The sequence below is a fragment of the Arcicella gelida genome (genome assembly GCF_034931025.1).
In the GTDB taxonomy this organism is placed as follows: domain Bacteria; phylum Bacteroidota; class Bacteroidia; order Cytophagales; family Spirosomataceae; genus Arcicella; species Arcicella gelida.
In genome coordinates this window covers 1-22,877 of the sequence record NZ_JAYGIL010000033.1, presented here as the reverse complement: position 1 = coordinate 22,877, position 22,877 = coordinate 1, and the positions used below count along the sequence as shown (strand labels likewise).

Below are 22,877 nucleotides of genomic sequence, written 5' to 3'. Positions count from 1 at the left end.
TTCATCATGGCTAAGTTTTCTCTCTTACTCTTTGTTAGTTTCTGTGCTACTTTCTGGAATAGTTTATTGGCACAATCCAAAATTGATAGCTTGCTTCCTACTCGTGGCTTTTGTATTTCAGCACCAAAACCTCAAAAAGTAGATGATTTTGTCAAGTTTATTCAAGAAGAATTAGCACCCAGACAAGTAAATACACTCATACTCAGAGTTGATTATAACTATCAATTCGAAAGCCATCCAGAACTCCGTGACCCCGAAGCACTTTCTAAGAAAGATGTTAAAAAACTGGTTAGCGTTTGTAAGAAAAATAATATTCGTATCATTCCGCAAATCAATTTATTGGGGCATCAGTCTTGGGCAAGTATTACAACAAATCTGATAAAAGTATATCCTGAATTTGACGAAACACCAGCCGTAAAAATGCCAGAAAAATATGTTTGGCCTAATCCAGACGGTTTATATTGTAAAAGTTATTGTCCGCTACATCCAACAGTGCATCAAGTAGTTTTTGCGTTGATGGATGAAATTTGTGATGTCTTTGAAACGAATGCTTTCCATGCAGGAATGGACGAAGTATTTTACATTGGCGATGATAAATGTCCGAGATGTTCGGGCAGAGATAAAGCTGAATTATTTGCAGGCGAAGTAAATGAAATCAGAAATCATTTAGCTTTAAAAAATAGAAAACTCTGGATTTGGGGCGACCGACTAATTGATGGAAAAACCACAGGAATCGGTATGTGGGAAGGCAGTTTTAACAATACACACAAAGCAATAGATTTGATAGCCAAAGACATCACCATTTGCGATTGGCATTACGAACGCCCCGACCAAACCGCTGTTTATTTTGCTATGAAAGGTTTTGATGTAATTACTTGTCCTTGGAGAATGCCCAAATTTGCAGTCATTCAAACGCAAGATATGCTTAAATTCAGACAATCGTCCACTGCCACGATGAAACCACATTTTCAAGGGATGATGCAAACGGTTTGGTCGGGTGCAGAATCATTTTTGGATGAGTTTTATGGAAGAAATCCCAACAAACCAGTAGAAGAAAACTCCGCTACCAACTGTTTTAAAGCCATGTTTACCGAAATCAATCAGCAAATAAAGTAATCATTTGAAGCCAATGGGAAACGCTAAACGTATTTTTTCAATAGATGTATTCAGGGCATTAACAATGCTTTTAATGATTTTTGTAAACGACCTCTGGACATTGAAAAACGTTCCTTTGTGGTTGGAACATGCCGAAGCAAACCAAGATTTCTTGGGTTTGTCGGATGTGGTTTTCCCTTGCTTTTTATTTATTTTGGGCATGGCGATTCCTTTTGCCATTAAAAATCGCATCGCAAAAGGAGATACTCCTTTACAGTTAGTCAAGCATATTGTTACTCGTTCTGTTGCTTTGTTAATCATGGGCGTTTTCACGGTGAATGTTCCAGAAATTAATGTGGAAGCAACGGGAATGAGTAGCGAAATTTTTCAAATATTAATGGTGCTTGGCTTTTTTCTTATCTGGAATGTGTATCCTAAAACAGATACTTTTAAAAGTAAAATCTTTTTAGGTTTACAAATTATTGGTGTACTTATTTTGCTAAGGTTAGCCTACATTTTTAAGGCAGGAACAACTGATAATTTAATAGGAATGACGCCGCAATGGTGGGGAATTTTAGGTCTTATCGGTTGGACTTACCTTACATCAGCCATTATTTATTTGTTTACCTATCAAAAAACTTCCTTACTACTCTTCTTCTTTTTACTTTTCAACCTTTTGACAATTGCAGGTCATGCAGGATTATTACAAAAAATATGGACTAACGGCCCTTCTGATTGGATTTTAGGAAATGGAGCTTTCTTTGCTTTTGCCTTTTCTGGCATTTTGGCAAGTGTATTATTAGAACAATTTTCAAAGATTGAAAACCAATATCAATTGATTGGAAGATACGTATTGTTTGGTCTTGTACTCATCATCCTTGGTTTTATTGCCAGAAATTTCTTTATTATTTCTAAAATTCAAGCTACACCTACTTGGGTTTTTCTGTGTAGTGGAATCGCTTTTATCTTTTTTGCAATAGTTTATTATTTAGTTGATATTAAAGGAAAAGCATTTTGGTTTAGAAGTATTAAAACTGCTGGAACAAGTACTTTAACCTGCTATTTAATTCCTTATTGGTATTATAGCATTGCTGATTTATCGGGGATTGCTTTACCTGATTTTCTTACTGATGGCATTGTCGGTTTAATCAAATCTTTAGTTTACTCATTTATTGTTATTGGAATAACAGCTTTATTGGGAAAGCTTAATATTAAACTGAAAATTTGAGATTCGACTTGGAAAGTCGAGGTACAGATTTGTGCTATGCCTTCAATTTATCTTTAATCAAAGACAGACTTTCTTCGTAGGACGCTCCGACTGGGATTTCTGTTTCTTGAATAAAGATAGATTGGCGAGCAATTTTGCTTACTTTTTGATAAGCGATGATGTAAGAACGATGAATTCTAACAAAGTACTTTTCTGGCAATATTTGTAGGACATCCGTCATGGTTTGGCGACTCAAAAGCTTTTTGTTCTTCAAGAAAAAAGTAAGATAATTTCCTTCGGCTTCAATATAGAGTAAATCATCAAACAATACTTTTTCTTCTTCATAGCCTGTTTTGATGAAAACATAATTACGTTCATCAACTTCTTTACTTTCTTTTATAGACAAGGCTTTATTGCAAGCTTTGGTAAATCTTGCTAAAGAAAAAGGCTTTAATAAATAATCAACAGCATCTAATTCAAAACCCTGTACGGCGTACTCCGAATACGCTGTAGTAAAAATTATCATGGGTACTTTTTGTAAGCAATGCACAAAGTCGATGCCCGAAATATCAGGCATTTTGATGTCCAAGAAAATCAAATCTACTTTATTATTTTGCAGATAAGGAATTGCCTCAAAAGCATCGGTAAAAGTGGCTTTTAATGCTAAAAAAGGAATTTTAGCAGCATGAAACTGTATTACTTCTAAAGCTTTTGGTTCATCGTCGATGGCTATTGCAATCATTTTAAGTGGTGAATTGTTGTTATATTTTTTTGTAAAATTGATTTTCAAAATAATAATTAGCCTGATTACTCGATATTTTCTTTTAGAACCTTTTTCTAATTGTAACGGCAACTCTTGCGGTTGCCCGCACACAATGGGTGGGCAATCGCAAGGCTTGTCACTACTGATTCTTTGGTGTAAAATATGACCATTCGATATCAATCACTCAAAGATATATCTAAAAAATACCTAAAGTCAACGACACAAAATAATCTTGTTCAGATTGTTGAATTTCTAAAGTATGTCTTTGAGGATATATCAATTCCAGTCGTTTTTGTACATTATCCAAACCTATTCCCGATTGCTTTTCGGTATCATTTTCATTTTTAGGATGCAATGAATTATGTACTTTAAAATAGAGTTTTTGGGCATCAAAAGTAAGTGTAATGTAAATCCAAGAAGGTTTTCTGAAACTGATGCCATGTTTAAACGCATTCTCAACAAAAGGATTCAATAACATCGGAGCAATATAAATCTCGTAGTCAAGCTGCTGGATATTTACCCTAATTTCAATATCATGCGATTCGTCCAAACGCATTCGTTGGATTTCGATAAAATTTTCTAGATACTCTATCTCTTTGCTTAGTGGAATACGTTCTTGATGATTTTCATGCAACATAAATCGCATCATATCGCCTAATTTTTGTATTCCGTTTGATGTCTTTTCAGCATTTTCTTTCAAAGCCACAGCATACAAAGTATTTAGTGCATTGAATAAAAAATGTGGATTAATCTGCGAACGTAAAGTAATGAGTTCAGCGGATTTTTGAAATACTTGTGTTTGTAATTGTTTTTTTTCCTGAAAAAACAACCAACGAACCAATGCAGAAAAGAAACCCAATAAATGCGGAAGAATGATTAAGCTAAAGTAAAAGCCAGTACCTGCAATTTTGTACCAAAGTAAATAGAGAATGATATTAAATAAGCCATATACAAAAAGCCAAAGCATAGGAATGATAAGCTCATTCTTTTTTGCATAATTTATTTGGGCAAAATAAGGAATTACAATGCTGAAAGAAAGATAATGTAAACCAGCAATTAAGAGTACCTGTAGAAGCCCAATTAGTAATCCGCTCAGACCGACAATTAAATTGGCAACCTCTCCAAAAAGTGTAAAAAGAGAAATCGAAGCCAATGCTAAAAACAAAATTAGGTTATTCAAAAACTGTTGTTTGGGTTGGCGATCTTTTTCAAATAAATCGGCGGTGTAATAATATAATTGAGCAACGACTTCATAAAGTGCGATGATGATAATGCACCCAAAAGCATCCGTAAGCACATGTAATTTCCTAAAAAGTGAAAATATTTTAATGCCAATGGGATGCCTGTGAACATCATAAGTAAAACGCCAAAAAAGTTTATATTCTTTGTAAATAAAGCAACTAGCAAGCACTAAAATAACAACAAAAACTAACCATAAAACAGTTGGTATATCATAGTTTTTCTGTTTGATGGCAGGAAAGAAAAAGTAATGAAAAACAAACCAAGCCGCAGTAAAAAGTACTGCGGCAGCAATTGTTGGAAAAATATTATTAAGGTATTGGTCATAAGAAGCTAAACCTCTCCAAATGATATGATTGGGTAATGGAATTTGCTGAAGATATTCAATATACTCATCAAAATCATGGGCAATTTCCAAAAGTCTTCTTACGACATAAAAAATGACGGCAAAAAGAATAAAAAATGCTTCGTAGGTTCTAAATTTTTCGTGTGAATTCATTGTCTTTTTTTCATCAAAGCTAGTATTGCTTGAAAATGTAAATTAAAAAATGTTTTGAACTAGCTAACATTTGGGTTGAAATTTAAAAAAGAGCAGGTAAGCTTGATGAAAAAGCTGTATTGAATATTTTTTTCAATGCTTTCGCCCTAAAAAACCCGCAAAAAAGGACAGAAAATAAAAAAAACTTCATTTTTATCAACGAAGTTTGTATTAGAAAAATACAACAGATTTTACTTATAATGCTTCAAATTTTTAATACAAAACGAATAGCCAGCCAATTCAGTGGCTAATCTATAGTACTTATCATGATAATTTAAAAACACCATTTCTCATAAAATTCATTAGTAATAAAGCTTTATTTTGGCTTTTTACAGCTTAAAATACTACTTCAATTCAGTAACACTTCTAGTAAAAAATACTCATTACTGACTAAAAATCAGCCGATAAGGGCAGTATAATTTGCAAAAATCCAACATTATTTCCCAAAATAGCTTTTTATTGATTTTTAAACCCTGAAGAAAAATCTTTTTGAGGGCTATGGTTAATCTGTCTTTTCATGCCTTTTACAAGAAAGATTCATTATGAAATTTCTTAGAAAATACATTTTTTTTCCAAGTTGACTTAATAATTGCCAAGTATTGTACTATTCTAATATTTAACATAATTTACAGGATGGTACATGATGGTTCGGGAAAGCCAAATGGGTTATTTTACAATAAATAATTTATAAAATACAATATAAGGTTTTATAAAACATTTAAATCACTCTCTTAATATATACTAAATTTTGATAATGATGGAAGGAAACACGACATCTTTTAGCCTCACTGTGGAATCATATTTCCATACCTTTTCATAATTCTCTGAGCATTTTCAATGCAATTATTTCATTTAATCACATATAAGCAATCCATTTTATTTATGAAAAAACTGTACTTCTTCAGTAAACATTCAAAATGTGTTAAATCCACACTATCCTACAAATTAGCTCATTCAAAGGCTTTGGTTAGTTTTTTTCAATAGAGGTATTTTCCTTTCCAATGAAGGTTCGTAACCTTCATTTTGTTGCTTTGCGACGTATTTTAATTAGCATAAATCACAATTCCTATAATATACATAAACCATAAAGAATGATGTTTCAATACTCTTTCCGTTATTTTTTTGTCATACTGGGTGGCGTATTCACTTTACTTAGTAGCTGTACTAAAGAAGAGCTGGATATTTACAAACGCCCAGCAACTTTAGAGCCACCAATTTATCAAACCCTTCAAAGCAAAGGCAATTTTACTTCGCTTTTGAGTGTGATTGATAAAAGTGGTTACCAACGTACTTTGAGTAGTGCTGGTTATTGGACTTTCTTTGCTCCAAATGACGATGCCTTCAAAACTTATTTTACAAGTACTGGACTTACGCTTGCGGCAATTGATTCGGTGAAAGCCAGAGAAATTGTACAAAGTATGTTAGTGTTCAATGCTTTTGACCAAACTCGTTTACCAGACTATCAGTCACCTTTGGGTTGGCAAGAAGCTAGAGCTTTCAGAAGAAAAACCGCTTATTATACAGGTTTTTATGATGAAACTACTTTTGAAGGAACAAAATTGAAAGCTGTTTCACTCAATCGTCCAAACAACAATTACATCGTTGGTGATAACAACAACAAACACATTTCATACTTCACTAACGAATACTTCTCTGCAATTGGCTTAAGTGCTACAGATTACAATTACTTCTATCCAAACACACCATATACAGGTTTCAATGTGATGGATGCAAAAGTAGTTAACGCTGACATTTTTGCTGAAAATGGAATGATTCATGAAATTGATCATGTATTAAATCCGCAACCATCAATTGATGAGTTTTTACGTACTAAACCACAATATAGCGTTTTTAGAAATTTAATTGAAAAATACGCATCTACTTACGCTTTGAATGACCCAATGACTACAAAATACGCCAACTTAACTGGTAAAGGCGATAAAGTCTATGTGAAAACATTCAACAAACAAGCAAGTAGCGGTAAGTTTTTAACATTCGCTCCAAACTGTGAAAACTTCTTGAAAAATGCTGAAAATGATTCTCAGTTAGATATGTGGTCTGCATTTATTCCTACAAATGATGTTTTGACACAGTATATCAACAATGTATTATTGGAAAACTATACTTCTTTAGATGCCATGCCTCCGGGTATCATTATCGACCTTATCAATGCACATTTGTTCCCTACTACAGTTTGGCCATCAAAATTCAGAAACAGTTTCAATGCTTTGGGAGAAGAAGCTCGCTTTGATGCAAATGCAGATGTAGTAGAGAAAAAAGTATTGAGTAATGCCATGTTTTATGGAACAAACAAAGTACAGGCATCAAACCTGTTTTCTTCGGTTTATTCTAAAGCTTATTTAGATCCTAAATTCAGTATAATGACTAGAATCTTGGATATGGATTGGAAAAATACCATTCTTAACCCAAGAGTAAACTATACTTTATTCATGATTAGCGATGAGGCTTTCAAAGCTGCGGGCTATGATTATGATCCTTCAAAATTTGTGTCTAACATTGCCAACAGTGAATGGGGTTATACTCCACCAGGCTCTACAACTCGTACTCCTGGAACTTCAGTATTGGCAAGTCTTCAAAGAATTGTGGCTACCAGTGTTATTTATACGCCACAAAATCAATTGGGAGATTTATCAGGAAAAGGAGTAATTGATGCCATCAATGGTGAATATATCAAATTTGAAAACAATAAAATATATTCAACAGGTACTAAAAATGCACCCATCAGTGTAACAAGTGCTAAAACGGCTTCAAATGGAAAGGTTTATTATACAAATGGTTTATTAAACTTTGCACCAAACAATACATCCATCGCTGACCCAATCGGGAAAGACCTTTCTGTACTAGGTGCTACTTCAGATTTACCTTATTATAATTTCTATCAATATCTTAAAAACTCAACGCTTTTTACGGCGGCAACATTTGCCATCAATGGCGTGAATGAAGGTAGTTTTTATACATTCTTCGTGCCAGATAATGCTGCAATCCAAGCAGCGGTAAATGCTGGTCTTTTACCGGGAACAGGCACAGGAGCAGTAAAAACTCCAAACTTTAATCCGACGAGTTTACTAGACAAAAAGATTGTTGAAGATTTCATTAACTATCATATTCTGAACAAAAAAGTAGTTGCTACTGACGGAAAAGAATCTGGAGCAATGGAAACTTTATTGAAAGATGCAGTAGGTGATCCAGTAAAAATCTCTGTAATCAATGCGGTGGGTTCAATGCAATTGGCTGATGCTACTTCAAAAAAATCAAATGTTAGGGTTGATAAAAGTAATAATCTCTCTAACAGAGCTATGATTCATTTGATTGATGGATATCTAAAGGCTAATTAAATCTCAATCTTGGAAAACCAAGTGGATTTTTAGGTCACACAACTCGTTTAAAAATTTGCAAATAAGCCAATGAAAATTTTTACCAAATTACTAATCATAACGGGTGTATTGCTATTATGTCAACACATTTCAATAGCACAAACATCTACTTTACATACCGTTCGAGGCAAAATTGTTGACCTCAAAGATAGCTCTGCCGTAATAGGTGTTACGGTTGCTGAGCTTGACCGTGACAATCGTATTATTAAAGGTGTAAGTTCTGACGTAGAAGGTAACTTCGTTATCAGAGTTTCTAATGCCAATAATAGACTCTCGTTTTCGAGTATCGGTTATAAAACACAAAAAATTGACATCAAAGGAAAAAGCTCTTTCAAAATCTGGCTAGAAGCTACCACTTCTGACCTTGACGAAGTAGTTGTTTCTGCAAGACCAACTGATAATGGTTTGATGTCTGTATCTGAAAGAAATACAACCATTGCTGTCGCTAAAATTGATGCTAAAATGGTTGAAGACATGCAAGGAACATCAATCGACCAAATGTTACAAGGGCGTTTGGCTGGGGTAGATATTACTGCTGCTTCTGGAGACCCAGGTACTGGTATGCAAATCAGAATTAGAGGTACATCATCTATCAACTCTTCTGTTGAACCAATGATTGTAGTAGATGGTATGCCTTACGAAACATCTATTCCGTCTGACTTCAACTTCGGTACTGCCGATGAAATGGGTTATGCTTCTTTATTGAACTTAGCACCTTCTGATATTAAAAACATTGCTGTTTTGAAAGATGCTGCCGCTACAGCAATGTGGGGTTCAAGAGCTGCCAATGGTGTTGTGGTTATTAATACAAAAAGAGGAACGGTTGGTACTCCAAAAGTTACTTATACTTTTAAAGGATCGGTTTCAAAACAACCAAATGCCATTCCAATGCTTTCGGGTGACCAATATTCTATGCTGATTCCAGAAGCATTTATGAACAGAAACGGTACTCCTTTGAATACGCAAACCGTAAAAGAATTCCAATATGACCCAAATGACCCATATTGGTATAATAACTATGGACAAAATGTAAATTGGGTAGATGCGATTACACAGTTGGGTTATTCGCAAGATCATGCTGTTTCGATTACGGGTGGTGGTGAAAAAGCGAAGTATTATGCTTCAACTGGTTATTTCAACCAAACAGGTACAACTATCGGAACAGGACTTAGCCGTATCAATACTCGTATCAACCTTGACTATAACGTTTCTAACAGAATTCGTTTCAAGACCGATTTATCGTTTACTCACTCGGATAATGCCAGAAATTACGTTTCAGATTTGACTGGTAATAAAGATTTAATTCGTTCGGTAGCGTATAGCAAAATGCCCAACATGAGTATTTTTGAATACAATGATTTGGGGCAATTAACGGGCAATTACTTCTCGCCACTTACTAATATTCAGGGTACGTTTTCAGGAACTTATAACCCTGTGGCGATGGTTAAATCTGCTAAAAACAATATCATTTCTGAAAGAATTATTCCTCACTTTCAGGTTCAATATGATTTAGTACCACAACAATGGGTGGCTACTTTTGATATTCAGTTTGATATTAACAACAACAAAACCAATTCATTCCTACCACAAGTAGCTACTGGACAAACATTCACTAGCCCAGCGGTGAACGTTGCCACAGATGGCGATGCAGATGGTTTTGCGGTTACCACAAAAACAAGTTTGATTTATACGCCAAAAATCAAAAATACGAAACACGAATTAACAAGTTTGTGGGCTTTGAATACTTCTGATGTAAAATCTGTTTGGCAAGAAGCTTATGTAACTAACACCGCATCTTCTGATTTAACAGATGTTACTAACCCTGCACGTTTAACGACTTCTAAATTATCTTCAGGGGTTTCACAAACTCGCAATATAGGTGTGTTGATGAATGTTCACTACGGATTTTTAGACCGTTATATTTTTGATGTAGGTATCAGAGGTGATGGAAACTCTCGTTTTGGTCCAGCTTATCGCTATGGTTTATTCCCTTCTATTTCTACAAAATGGATTATTTCTGATGAGCCATTTATGAAAAGACTTGATAACATTATCGAGCATTTAGGTTTAAGAATGAGTTATGGACAAAGTGGAAATGCCCCACGTAAAGATTATTTGTACTATGGGAAATTCAACACTTTGGGTTGGTCATACCTTGGTTCATCGGCTGTAGTGCCACAAACAATGCAATTGAATAACCTCCGCTGGGAGCGTATTATTGGTAGAAACGTCGGTATTAACTTAATTACTCGTAATAGAAAATTAACAATTGATGCTGAATTCTATAAAAACAGTACTAAAGATTTATTCTTTGAAAACCTACAAATTCCAGCATTTACAGGTTTCAACACTGTTCAAATGAACGTTGGAACAATGGAAAACTCAGGTTGGGAATTCAACTTGAACTTGAACGCTTACAAAACAAAGGATGTCATGGTTGATTTCAACATGAACATTGCTCATAACACAAACGTAATCCGTGAAATCTCAGATTTGTATCCTCGTCAAGGTGGTATTGCTACAGTAAATGGAGCTTACATGACTTACATGCAAGTAAACAATCCGTTCGGTTCATTTTATGGCTACAAATATTTAGGAGTATATAAAGACAAAGCGGCAACAGTAGCAAGAGGGAAAAGTGGCGAGCCAATCATTACGCCTGATGCACAATCTGTTTATATGCGTTTTAACTATCCACAAACAGATTATATTTTCCAACCGGGCGATGCAATGTATGAAGACATCAACAAAGATGGTAACATCAATTACATGGACTTAGTGTATTTAGGAAATAGTAATCCTGCTTTTACAGGTGGTTTTGGTGCAAGTGCTTCTTACAAATCTTTCAAATTGACTACTTTCTTCAACTTCCGTAGCGATTACGACGTAGTAAACGCTACAAGAATGAGTACTACAAGTATGTTCGGTTTCGGAAACCAAAGTACTGAAGTGTTGTCTCGTTGGAGAAAAGAAGGAGATGAAACAATGGTTCCACGTGCTTTATACAATACTGGTTATAACTGGTTAGGGTCAAGCAGATATGTTGAAGATGCTTCTTTCGTGCGTTTCAGAACAGCTACGTTAAGCTATACATTCACTAAAAAGGCTTTAAAAGCTTTAAACCTTACAGCACTTAGAGCTTACGGAACAGTAGAAAACTTAATGACTTGGACAAACTATAGCGGACAAGACCCAGAAGTACAAATGAGAGGTAGCGACCCGTTCAGAGTAGCAACAGATAACTCAATGACTCCTCCAGCTAAAACGGTGACTTTTGGTTTAGTAGCGACTTTCTAAACGAAGCATTATCAAGATAGATACAACAATATAGATAATAGAGACAATGTTGAAAAAAATATTTTATAACCTGATTTGTGTAAGCTCACTATTGATTGTAAGTTCTTGCGATAGTTGGTTGGCTTTGAGCCCACAAGACGGAATCGTGCAAAGCAGATTCTGGCAAAACAAAGAACAAGTAGAATCTGCTGTTGGTGGAATCTATGCGTCTTTGATTGATGGATTACCTGAAAAGATGTTTATCCTCGGCGAAATCAGAGCTGATATGATTACTACTTCTTTCAGAATTACGAATAATGAATTAGATATTATCAATAGTAATATTCTTCCTACCAATCCTTTGACTGACTGGCGTGATTTCTACCGTATTATCAATTATAGCAATACCGTAGTTGCCTTTGCTCCAAGTGTTTTAGACAAAGATAAAACCTATACAGAAGCAGCCTTGAAAGGTCATGTGGCAGAAGCAAAAGCCATGAGAGCTTGGATGTATTTCTATTTGGTAAGATTATTCGGTGAAGTGCCTTTGAAATTATCGGCTACCAGTAGCGATGATGAAATTGTTCCTTTGGCAAAAAACACTAAAGATGAAGTATTGGCACAAATCGTAAAAGATTTGGAAGAAGCAGAAAAGGATATTCCAAGTACTTATGGGAACAAAGAAAAAGATCATAGCAGAATTACAAAGTACATGATCAATGCTTTGCAAGCAGATGTGTATTTATGGATGGAAAAACCAACTGAAGCACTTGCTGCTACCAACAAAGTAATCAATAGTGCAAAATTCGGTTTGGTTTCAAACCAAGAAAGAAGTTTAGCATGGTTCAATACGGTTAAAGCTGGGAATTCAAACGAAGGTATTTTTGAATTAGCATATGGTAGCGATTATACCATTCGCTTTATCAACGCTACTTATCCTTTCTTTGCCATTTTTGGTTCGGGGGCATCAAGTTCTTTCAGAAGATACCAAGCAACTACTTATGTTACTGAAACACTTTTCACTGAAGATATTATTGACCCAACCAATTATGATACTCGTGCTGATGATGCTTCTTTAAGTACTGCTACTGGTGTAATTACAAAGTATAATCGTCTTTCTGGCGATTCGCCTTTCAACTTTATTGTGTATCGCTATGCTGATGTACTCTTAATGAAAGCTGAAGCTTTGGCATTGTTAAATAGAGGACAAGAAGCTTTAGACATTGTTTCACAAATCAGAAAAAGAGCTTGGGCAATTCCACAAACTGAAAAATCTCCAGACGCTAGTAATATTGATGGCACAGGTGGTGTATTAGAATATATTTTAGAAGAACGTGCCAGAGAATTCGCTTTTGAAGGAAAACGTTGGTTTGATATGCTCAGAAATGCTAAAAGAAGTAATTACAAACGTCTCGACTTATTGATTGAATTAACTGCAAGAAGTGTCCCTAGTGAAAGACAACAATCGGCAATTGCTAAAATCAAAGATCCAAACAGCCATTATTTGCCAATTTATCAATACGAAATTCAAACAAATACGCTCTTGGTACAAAATCCATTTTATAAGTAAACATCAAAATAGCACCGCAAATGGTTGATTGAATGTTTCTCAATATTCAATCATTCCAATTGTAATATTCTATTTTTTAAAGATGATTTTGGAGACATTAAAAAAATAAACAAATGAAAAAGTTAATACAATCGCTCACATTACCATTGCTTGGTCTTTTATTGGGACTAAGTATTATGAGCTGTTCGGATATAACTATTGTTGAAACCACCACTGGTGATGCCAACCTTTATAGTTATTTACAGAAGTATCCAGAGAAGTATTCTGATTTTGCAAGTATTATTGACAAATCTGGTTACAACAGTTTCTTGGATGCTTATGGTGCTTACACCATGTTTGCTCCGAACAATACAGCCGTAAAAGCATATTTAACACAAATTGGCAAAACAGCTGACCAGCTTACGAAAGAGGAAGCACAGGGTATTGTAAAAATCCATGTGATTAGAGATACACTTACCACGAACTCTTTCAAAGACGGTAAATTACCATTAGTTACCATGTATGGGCAGTACTTGCTTTCTGGTGTAACAAACGGCACGAATGGATCAAGTTATACTTTGAATCGCCAAGCGAACATTGTTGAATCGAACATCAGAACTGGTAACGGAATGTTGCATATTTTGGATGGCGTGTTAAAGCCTGCTACTAAAACAATTGCTCAATTAACAGAGGCGAATCCTGATTATTCTATTTTCACACAGGCTTTAAAAGAAACAGGTTATTACGATTCTTTAAATATTGTTAATGAGAATCTGGATAAACGCTTTATGACTTTAGTGGCAGAATCTAATACTGTATTGGCACAAGCAGGATTTACCAATTATGCTCAATTGAAAGCAAGATATTCTAAATCAGGAAATCCTAAATTAAAATCTGATAGCCTTAATATTTTTGTTGCTTATCATATTTTAGATGGAGCAAAATATCTTGGAGACATTATTACTGCCACTTCACACATCACAAAAGTATCTACTGAACCTACTGTTGTTAGTTCAAAACTAGAAGGACAAACAGTATTATTGAACGATGACATTTTTAATGGCGTCAGAGAAATGGGCGTTGAATTATCTCGTACTTTAAGCGACAACACGGCTACTAATGGCGTATTACACAGCACTTTAGGGCATTATGGAGTAAAATTACGTTTGCCAATCAGAATCGACTGGGATGTTTGCGATTTCCCTGAAATCAAAAAGCTTTCAGCTTATTATGGAAAGAGAACTTATGGTTTTCCAGTTGGTACTGTATTAAATGATATTAAATGGGCAAATGCCACTTTCCCTCCTACTTATGTGTATTCAGGTTCTGAAAACGCTGCCAAAAGAGATTATCTGCAAGTACCAATGGGCGTACCAAGTAGAAACTTATGGTTAGAAATGAGAACACCTATCATTCCAAAAGGAAAATACAAAGTGTGGATGTGCTACAGACGTCAACGTACTTCAAACAGTTTTACCATTACTTGTACTGGTGCAATTGACGGAGAAACACTTACTCGTCCATTCTTATTTATTGACCAAGTTCCAAATTTATCTTCTGGAGAATTAGAATCATTGGGTTGGAAAAGATATATGTCGCCAGGAACTGACATTAACGCTGCGGGTCGTTTGCTTGGAACAATTGATATTAAAACAACTGACAGACACCTTTTCCGCTTGACAGCCATTAATGGTACGCACTCTCCAAATAATATTGATATGATTCAATTTATTCCTATTGATCAAAACCAGTTGAGTCCACGTCATTTACCAGATGGAACTTTAATCGCTGAATAATTGAAATCAGTCAGTTTTAAAACATTAAAAGAAATTCAAATGAAAATAAGATATTTATATTTTTTGCTCATAGTTACTTGCGGTATAATACTAGCGTCGTGTAAGACTTGGGACGACCGCTTGGTTTCAGAGAATGATGATTTAGGAAAATCATTATATGCTGAAATTAGCACACAAACCAACTTGAGTAAATTCAAAGAACTTTTAGATAAATCAGGTTACGATAAAGTAATTTCATCTTCTAAAAATTATACAGTTTGGGCGCCTACCAACGACGCATTAGCTAACTTAAGCACAACAATTATCAATGACACTACCGCTTTAAAAGCTTTTGTGGGAAATCATATCGGTTTACAAAGCCACGTGATGCCGTCAACACAAACGTCTGAATTAGTAGGTTTGTTAAATGGAAAATATGCCAACTTCAGTAAGGATGTTTTTGCTACAGCAGCCATTACTTCTTCTAATAAATATGTTGGAAACGGTGTATTGCATATCATTGGTAGTGCTGTACAAGTATTGCCTTCACTTTGGGATTATGTAAATTCAACTAAAACTACTTCTCTACAAAGCGGTGCTATTGTAAACCTTACAACACTTGTATTTAACCCTAACACTGCAATTGTTGATAGTATCAGTGCTACTACGGGCGAGCCAGTGTATCGTCCGGGAACAGGATTTCAATCTGTAAACTCATTTACACAAAACGTATATGATTTGAACGATGAGTCAAAACGTTATACTTATTTCTTATTACCAAATGATGTTTTCACACAAGAAGTAAATAAGTTATCGCCTTACTACAAAACAAGTACTTCTGACAGTACTTACAGAAAAGCAGCTTATGAAACCATCAAAGATTTAGTGATTGAAGGAGAATATTCTCTTGAACAACTTCCAACGGCTATCAAATCTAAATTTGATGTAAACTATACGATTGATAAATCTGCTATCACTCAAAGTTTCAAAGTAAGTAATGGTATCGTTCATGTATTGGGTAAAATTAATGTAGATGTTGTAGAGAAATTTAAGCCAATCATTATTCAAGGTGAAAATTATATTGCTAGAATGCCAACTGCTTCAAATTTAGGGGCTGCTGTCATCGCTACAAGAACTTTGTTAAACCCATTAACTAACACAAGTTTCAAATCAGTTTTTGTGGTTGGGCATGGTAATGCAGGTTTTTGGTTAAGATATGTAGCTCCTGAAACTCCTTCTATCAAGTACAAAGTGTATTGGGTGGCAGTAAACGATTTATATAATTCAAACACGGCGACAGGCGAAACAGCAACTTTTGTTATCAACCAAAAGTTAGCGATGGGTTCTTTAAGCTCTACAACTTTTGCTTATCCAACTACTGCCATGCCTTCGAAGAATTATACAGAACAATTACTGGGAGAATATACAGTCGGTACTTATGGAACTCTTAATATGTACTTGGTTGCCAATGGAACAAATGCAATGGCACTCGATTATATCAAACTTGTACCAGTGCTTTAGTTAGCTACATAAAAATTTAACGATGATTCAAATGAAGTATTTCATACAAAATATACAAGCATTTCCCAAAACAACAGTTGCTTTAGCATCTTTTTGTGGAATCATGATGTGCGGCACGGCTGTACAGGCACAAGACCCTAAAATTCAAGAAGTAGTAAAAATTCTTCCGAAATATAATACCGAAATTACTGGTGTTGTAATAAGTGCTTCTACAGGAAAACCTGTAACGGGTGCAAGGGTTTATTTTAAAAACATGACTTCGTCTATTACCGCTGAAGACGGAACTTTTAAACTAAGTGTACCTAGTCCGAAAGTTTCAGTCTCTGTAGAATGTCCTGGCTATGAAAGTGCTGAAATAGCCGTTGCTAAACGTAGTAAAATCACTATCACGATTCAAGACCAATCAGGGCTTGAAAAATCTTTTGGATTACCAACTGGTACTTCAACAGGGAAACGTGTTATTGGTGCAGCTAGTGCTTTGGCAATTCCTGACGCTTGGGCAAGAATTACCGATTCTCCAGATAGTTATTTACAAGGAAGAGTAGCTGGCTTAAATGCTACTCGCTATTCAGGTACTACTAACAGTGGAGCTTTCACTACTTTACGTGGTTTAAATTCTATGCAAGGAACAAACCGTCCTTTATATGTAATTGACAATGTTATTTATGATGCAGGAATATATGGTAGCTCATTGAATAACAATTACTTCGATAATCCATTGGCTTATATTGATGTAAGAGACATCAGCAATATTACTGTATTAAAAGACGCTTCGGCATCGGCAATTTATGGTACAAAAGCAGCTAATGGAGTTATCATGATTACGACTTCAAGAGCAAAAGAATTAGGAACAAAAATTGACTTCGCCATGTATGGTGGTGTAAATGCTGCTCCCAATAATTTGCCTGTGATGAATGCCAATAGTTATAGAAGTTATCTAACAGACATTCTTTCATCAGCGGGTTATTCAAATACGCAAATGGAAAGTTTGCCTTTTATGAATGATAGCAAGTCGAATCCTGATTATTATACTTATCATAACGATACCGACTGGCAGAAAAAAGTAATGGCAAGTAAACCGCTTACCAACATGTATTTACGTGTAACGGGTGGTGATAACATTGCAAAATATGCCCTTTCTGTAAACTATTTAAGTAATAAGAATGGCGTAGCGGGTTCTACTTTAGAGAAATACAGTACTCGTTTCAATGCTGATATGAACCTAAGCCGCAAACTTACAGCAGCAGCCAACTTGAGTTTCTCGTACAATGAAGCTGAAACCAAAGATTTTGGATTTGCCTCTAAAACAAATCCTCTTTACTTAGCTTTAATCAAAGCACCAATCTTAACAGATTATAGTGTTTCTAGTCAAGGGATTTTTTCTCCTTTCTTAGCTGATGAAGATATATTCTCGGTGGGTAATCCTGCTGTGGCTGCTACAAGTACTTTGGGTGGGAATAAAGCTTACCGTTTCTTTGGTGTGATTGACTTCCAATATGCCATTTCAAATGCTTTCAAACTAGGAACGAACATTGCAGTTACTTTCGATAAAGTAAAAGAAAACCGTTTTATTCCTAACTATGGTTTGGTAAGTGATACCCTTAAAAATGTGTTGGCATTAAACCAGTTGAGTTCACAAACAAAACGTTTATTTAATGTATCAAATGAAACGTATTTAGCTTTCAATAAAACCTTCAAAAACGTTCATGAGTTTTCTGGTCGTCTGGGTTTGCGTTTTATTAGCTCTAAAGTAGAACAAGACAAAGTATTGGCTTATAATTCAGCAACCGACCAATTAATCAGTGTAAACAATGGTTCTGTTTTATACAACAATATTCAAGGTGGTATTGGTACTTATAATTGGTTGAACACTTATTTCAACTTAAATTATACTTATGCTGATAAGTACTTCTTGGCTTTCACAATGGCAATGGATGCTTCTTCTCGTTTTGGGAAAGATGTTTCTACAAGCGATGCTGTCAGAATTGGCGGTACTCCTTTTGCAGTGATGCCTGCTGTATCAGCAGCTTGGCTACTTTCTTCTGAACAATTCTTAGCAGATGGTCCTTTCGATTTATTAAAACTTCGTGTTTCTACAGGTCGTGTTGGAAATGATGACATCGGTAATTATGCTTCAAAACAATATTATGTTGGTCAAAACTTATTAGGTCTTCAAGGGATTGTTCGTGGAAATATTGCTAATCCGAACTTGAAATGGGAAAATATATCTAAACAAAATGCTGGTTTAGATATGAGTATTCTTCACGAGCGTCTGGGTTTAAGTGTTGATATATTCCGCAACAAAACTACAGACATGATTATCGCTGAGAAATTACCAACTGTAGCAGGTGTAGGTTATGTAATGACGAACAACGCTGCCATGAGTACTTCAGGTGTTGAAGCAAGTTTAAATATCAAATTATTAAACAAATCTGATTTGAAATGGGATTTGGGTGTAACCATCGCTAAATCAAACACTAAATTAGATAAGTTACCAAACGCCAATGCGGACATTATTTCTAATTACGGTCAGGCTTCTTTCTTGAGCCGTGTGGGTGAAAGTCCGAATGTATTCTTTGGTAATACTTCTAAAGGTGTTTATGCTTCCAATGCAGAGGCTAATGCTGAAGGTTTATCGTCAAGATTGCCAGATGGTTCTTTAAGAGCTTTCCAAGGTGGTGATGTTAGATTCGAAGATTTGAATGGCGATAAAATAATCGACGACCAAGACAGAAAGATTATCGGAAATCCAAACCCAGATTTCTATGGTGGTATTACAAACCGTATTATCTACAAAAACTGGACATTGGATGCACTTTGTAGCTTTGTTTCTGGCAACGAAGTATATAATTATACTCGTAGAAGTATTGAATCTGGTGCAAATTTCAATAATCAATCAGCAGCGATGGTTGCTCGTTGGAGAGGCGAAGGACAAATCACAGATATTCCAAGAGCTACTTATGGCGATCCTGTTCAAAATGCACGCTTCTCAAACAGATGGGTTGAAGATGGTTCATATTTTAGATTAAAATCAGTTTCAGTGTCGTATAATTTCTCAATCGACAAAAGTATTTTGAAATATTTAACAGTATATGCTGCGGCAAACAACGTGTTGACTTTAACAAAATACCTTGGTTATGATCCAGAATTTAGTTCAACAAATGCAGTAGTAGGACAAGGCGTTGACAATACTTTAGAGCCTATCCAAAAATCATTTCACTTAGGGCTTAGAATTGGTTTATAATATCAAGCTAAAATCCCTTAGTCAACTGACATTATTAATCGTTAAAATTATCGAAATAAGATGAAATCAATGTTTAAAAAAATAATCTTCAATCTAGCTGTACTTTCTTGTGTATGGGTTGGTAGTTCGTGTAAAGAAGTATTCGACCTTGACCCTGAAGAAGCACTCACTAGCCAACAAATGTATCGTGATATTTTCGATGCAGATGCTGCTATCATTGGTCTATATGGTAAGTTTTCGACTCTTGCAAAGCAATATGTCGTATTAAACGAACTTCGTGCAGATTTGCTAGATGTTACTGATAATGCTGACATAGCATTGCGTGAAATCAATAACCATAATGTTACAGAAAGTAATGCTTATGCGAACCCTCGTCCGTATTATGAATTGATTCTTAACTGTAACGACATCTTGAAGAATTTCAAGATTATGGTTGAAACTAACAAAATCAAAAGAACAGAATACAACCAACGCTATGCTGATGTAATTGCTTTAAGAAGCTGGATTTATTTGCAATTAGCCATTCACTACAACAGTGTTCCATACATCACAGAATCAATTGAAAAAATTGGTGATGTATCAGCCATTGCAAGTAAGCCTGCTATTCCTTTAAAGGAAATGATTAAGCAACTTATCACGGATATGGAAACGATTCCAAGTGTATATCTTGACCCTTATACTTTGGATAATACTTTCGTTTCAAACAACGTGGATGGCTACTCGCCTACTACTTTCTTCATTAATAAAACTATTTTATTGGGAGATTTGTACTTGTGGGATAACCAATTTACCAAAGCGGCTACTATGTACAAATACATTATGACAACATCCGACCGCCTTGGTTTTGAAGCAACTGATATTAACGTTTGGTATCATTTATACAAAATTACTCGTGGACAAATCAGCAGTAGTATGGGTCCAATCGCAGTAAGTTATGATGCCAACATCAACGACGAAAACAGATTGCTTGATAACAACAACACTGGCTGGCGTTCAATCTTCGCACGTGACCGTTCGAATACTACTTATAATGGAATATCGAATACTTCAAACATTTCTCGTGACCCAGAATGGCTTTGGTTATTGCCTTTCGACAATAAGTTTTTACCAGAAAATCCTTTCGTAGAATTGTTCTCGAATGTAGGTGGTAAATATTTGTTACAGCCTTCGCAACAAGTACAAGATATGTGGAGTTCGCAAACACAAACGAACAACTTCAACTTTGATGCTCGTGGAAAGATGTCTTACAAAACAGTTAATGGCAAACCAGTAGTGTATAAATACCTTTATAACTACCTAAATCCAAACTTGACGGGCTCTGTGATTTCCTTAGTAGGTAAAAGTTTACAAGAAAAAAATGGACGTTGGTTCTTGAACAGAGCAGCCAATGTACACTTGAAATTTGCTGAAGCTGCCAACCGTGAAGGACGTAGAAAGCTAGCTTTCGCTTTATTGAACAGCGGTGTAGCATCTGTATATAACGGTACATCTTCTGATAAAACCAACTTGATGAATACTTTCGATGTTCCTCCATTCGACTTTGATGCTAGAAACGGCGATGCACCAGTACGTTATCGTTCATCATGGCACTTAGCAACAGGAATCAGAGGAAGAGCCATGTTGAAAAATACTGCCGTAGTTGGTGACAGTACCATTGCTATTGAAAACTCAATCATTGAAGAAGGGGCTTTAGAATTAGCTTTTGAAGGACATCGTTGGGGCGATTTAGTAAGAGTTGCCCTTCGTAGAGAAGACCCAACTTTCTTGGCAGATAAAGTATATGATAAATTAAGAAAAGCCAACAACCCTAATGCAGCAGCCGTAAGAAGCAAACTGATGAACAAAGAAAACTGGTTTTTACCATTCAAATTGCAATAATCGTATCACTCTTTTTATTACAAACACATCCGTTCACTTTGAGCGGATGTGTTTTTTTTGATACCCATCAAGCCATCAAAAACAAGGAAAAATTCTTTTGTATTCTGATTTTTCGGTAAATTTAATATATCATAAAAGCCCTGAAAGAGCATAATCTCTATCAACAATGGATAACGCCCATTGAAAAACGCATAAATCAAATAGCCCTGTAAAGGCGTAATCTATTAACAATGGGCATCGCCCATGGAAAAACGATAAATCAAATAGCCCTGAAAGGGCGTAATCTATCAACAATGGGTATCGCCCATGGAAAAACGATAAATCAAATAGCCCTGAAAGGGCGTAATCTATCAACAATGGGCATCGCCCATGAAAAAACGATAAATCAAATAGCCCTGTAAAAAACGCATAATGTGAACCCTCATATTCACGTGAACATCATCCATACCTCACAAACCACAGGGCGTTGCCCTGTGCTATGGGATTTAGCCCTTTCAGGGCTAGGGATGGCAGACTACATTTTTGATTTATAGTTTTAACCTTAAAACGATTAATAGATGGGACAATCACTTGTAAAAAACTATGTACATATTGTATTTAGTACCAAATATCGTCAGCCACTTATACACCCGCCTTACGAAAACGAACTTCATCATTACTTAGGTGGTATCTGCAAAAAATTGGATTGTCAACCCATCATTGTCGGGGGATATACTGACCATATTCATATACTTTGTATGCTATCTAAAAAAATAGCCCTAATGAAATTGGTAGAAGAGCTTAAATCGAACGCTTCAAAATGGATGAAAACCAAAGATGAATCGTTAAAAAATTTCTATTGGCAAAATGGCTATGGAGCGTTTTCGGTGAATCCAAGTCAAATAGAAATAGTAGTAAAATATATCCAAAATCAACATGAACATCACCGAAAAAAGACTTTTCAAGATGAATACAGAGCATTTCTAAAAAAGTATAAAGTTGAATTTGATGAACGATATGTTTGGGAATAACTGGGGATACTTCGTAAAAGACGTTTAGTTTAGTCCTGAAAGGGTGGCGACCCAAAACCATAGATAACCTCAATTCTAAAATTATAAAAACTTCACATCAAGCAAAAAACAAAATGTATTTATCATCATCGGTATTGGAGGTTTAGCTTCTGAACCATCAGAATTTTTCATTATTCTGTTAAACAAAATTGCCAGTACATTTTTGGGGAAAGACTTTTTGAGTAACTATAAAAAAGAAAATTTCAAAGAGGCAAATTTATTTTATGACGGCTTCCCTTTAATCTTGTAAATATTTAATAATCAACACATTGCCAATAAAATAACCCCGAAGAAGTGTCAATACTGGCAATTTTCGGGGTTTTTCTGTATTTTGTTACTGCTAAGAAA

The 22,877-nt window shown here is 35.3% G+C and carries 13 protein-coding genes; 11 read left to right on the top strand and 2 right to left on the bottom strand.

Going from position 1 to position 22,877, the window contains the following annotated elements:
* Positions 1-6: 6 nt before the first annotated feature.
* Both VB776_RS20215 and VB776_RS20210 read left to right on the top strand, forming a co-directional pair.
* The gene (locus tag VB776_RS20215) at positions 7-1,116 is read left to right on the top strand and encodes a family 20 glycosylhydrolase (RefSeq protein WP_323698684.1); all 1,110 of its coding nucleotides are present in this window, start codon (positions 7-9) and stop codon (positions 1,114-1,116) included.
* A 13-nt stretch (positions 1,117-1,129) separates the two neighbouring features.
* Complete coding sequence (locus VB776_RS20210; RefSeq protein WP_323698683.1) at positions 1,130-2,323, top strand: DUF5009 domain-containing protein; 1,194 nt, start codon at positions 1,130-1,132, stop codon at positions 2,321-2,323.
* Positions 2,324-2,357: 34 nt separating this feature from the next.
* Here VB776_RS20210 and VB776_RS20205 read toward each other — a convergent pair whose 3' ends face one another.
* Together VB776_RS20205 and VB776_RS20200 are read right to left on the bottom strand one after the other, a co-directional pair.
* Positions 2,358-3,044 (bottom strand): LytR/AlgR family response regulator transcription factor, encoded by a 687-nt coding sequence (locus tag VB776_RS20205; RefSeq protein ID WP_323698681.1) that lies wholly within the window; start codon positions 3,042-3,044, stop codon positions 2,358-2,360.
* A gap of 217 nt (positions 3,045-3,261) precedes the next feature.
* Entirely contained in the window at positions 3,262-4,803 is a 1,542-nt protein-coding gene (locus VB776_RS20200; protein ID WP_323698680.1) for a sensor histidine kinase, read from the bottom strand.
* Between the two features lie 1,133 nt (positions 4,804-5,936).
* Between VB776_RS20200 and VB776_RS20195 the strand changes: the two genes are divergently transcribed.
* From VB776_RS20195 to tnpA, 9 genes are all read left to right on the top strand, one after another.
* On the top strand, positions 5,937-8,198 hold the full coding sequence (locus tag VB776_RS20195; protein ID WP_323698679.1) for a fasciclin domain-containing protein: 2,262 nt from the start codon (positions 5,937-5,939) through the stop codon (positions 8,196-8,198).
* A 69-nt stretch (positions 8,199-8,267) separates the two neighbouring features.
* On the top strand, positions 8,268-11,534 hold the full coding sequence (locus VB776_RS20190) for a SusC/RagA family TonB-linked outer membrane protein (RefSeq protein WP_323698678.1): 3,267 nt from the start codon (positions 8,268-8,270) through the stop codon (positions 11,532-11,534).
* 46 nt (positions 11,535-11,580) lie between these two features.
* Positions 11,581-13,083 (top strand): RagB/SusD family nutrient uptake outer membrane protein, encoded by a 1,503-nt coding sequence (locus VB776_RS20185; RefSeq protein ID WP_323698677.1) that lies wholly within the window; start codon positions 11,581-11,583, stop codon positions 13,081-13,083.
* A 113-nt stretch (positions 13,084-13,196) separates the two neighbouring features.
* On the top strand, positions 13,197-14,858 hold the full coding sequence (locus tag VB776_RS20180) for a fasciclin domain-containing protein (protein ID WP_323698676.1): 1,662 nt from the start codon (positions 13,197-13,199) through the stop codon (positions 14,856-14,858).
* Between the two features lie 39 nt (positions 14,859-14,897).
* The gene (locus VB776_RS20175; RefSeq protein WP_323698675.1) at positions 14,898-16,358 is read left to right on the top strand and encodes a fasciclin domain-containing protein; all 1,461 of its coding nucleotides are present in this window, start codon (positions 14,898-14,900) and stop codon (positions 16,356-16,358) included.
* A 31-nt stretch (positions 16,359-16,389) separates the two neighbouring features.
* Entirely contained in the window at positions 16,390-19,602 is a 3,213-nt protein-coding gene (locus VB776_RS20170) for a SusC/RagA family TonB-linked outer membrane protein (protein WP_323698674.1), read from the top strand.
* 69 nt (positions 19,603-19,671) lie between these two features.
* Positions 19,672-21,480, top strand: coding sequence for a RagB/SusD family nutrient uptake outer membrane protein (locus tag VB776_RS20165; RefSeq protein ID WP_323698673.1), 1,809 nt, complete (start codon positions 19,672-19,674; stop codon positions 21,478-21,480).
* Positions 21,481-21,710: 230 nt separating this feature from the next.
* Positions 21,711-21,881: a hypothetical protein gene (locus VB776_RS20160; protein ID WP_323698672.1), complete on the top strand. Its 171-nt coding sequence runs from the start codon at positions 21,711-21,713 to the stop codon at positions 21,879-21,881.
* A gap of 156 nt (positions 21,882-22,037) precedes the next feature.
* On the top strand, positions 22,038-22,490 hold the full coding sequence (gene tnpA / locus VB776_RS20155) for an IS200/IS605 family transposase (RefSeq protein ID WP_323698671.1): 453 nt from the start codon (positions 22,038-22,040) through the stop codon (positions 22,488-22,490).
* Positions 22,491-22,877: the final 387 nt, after the last annotated feature.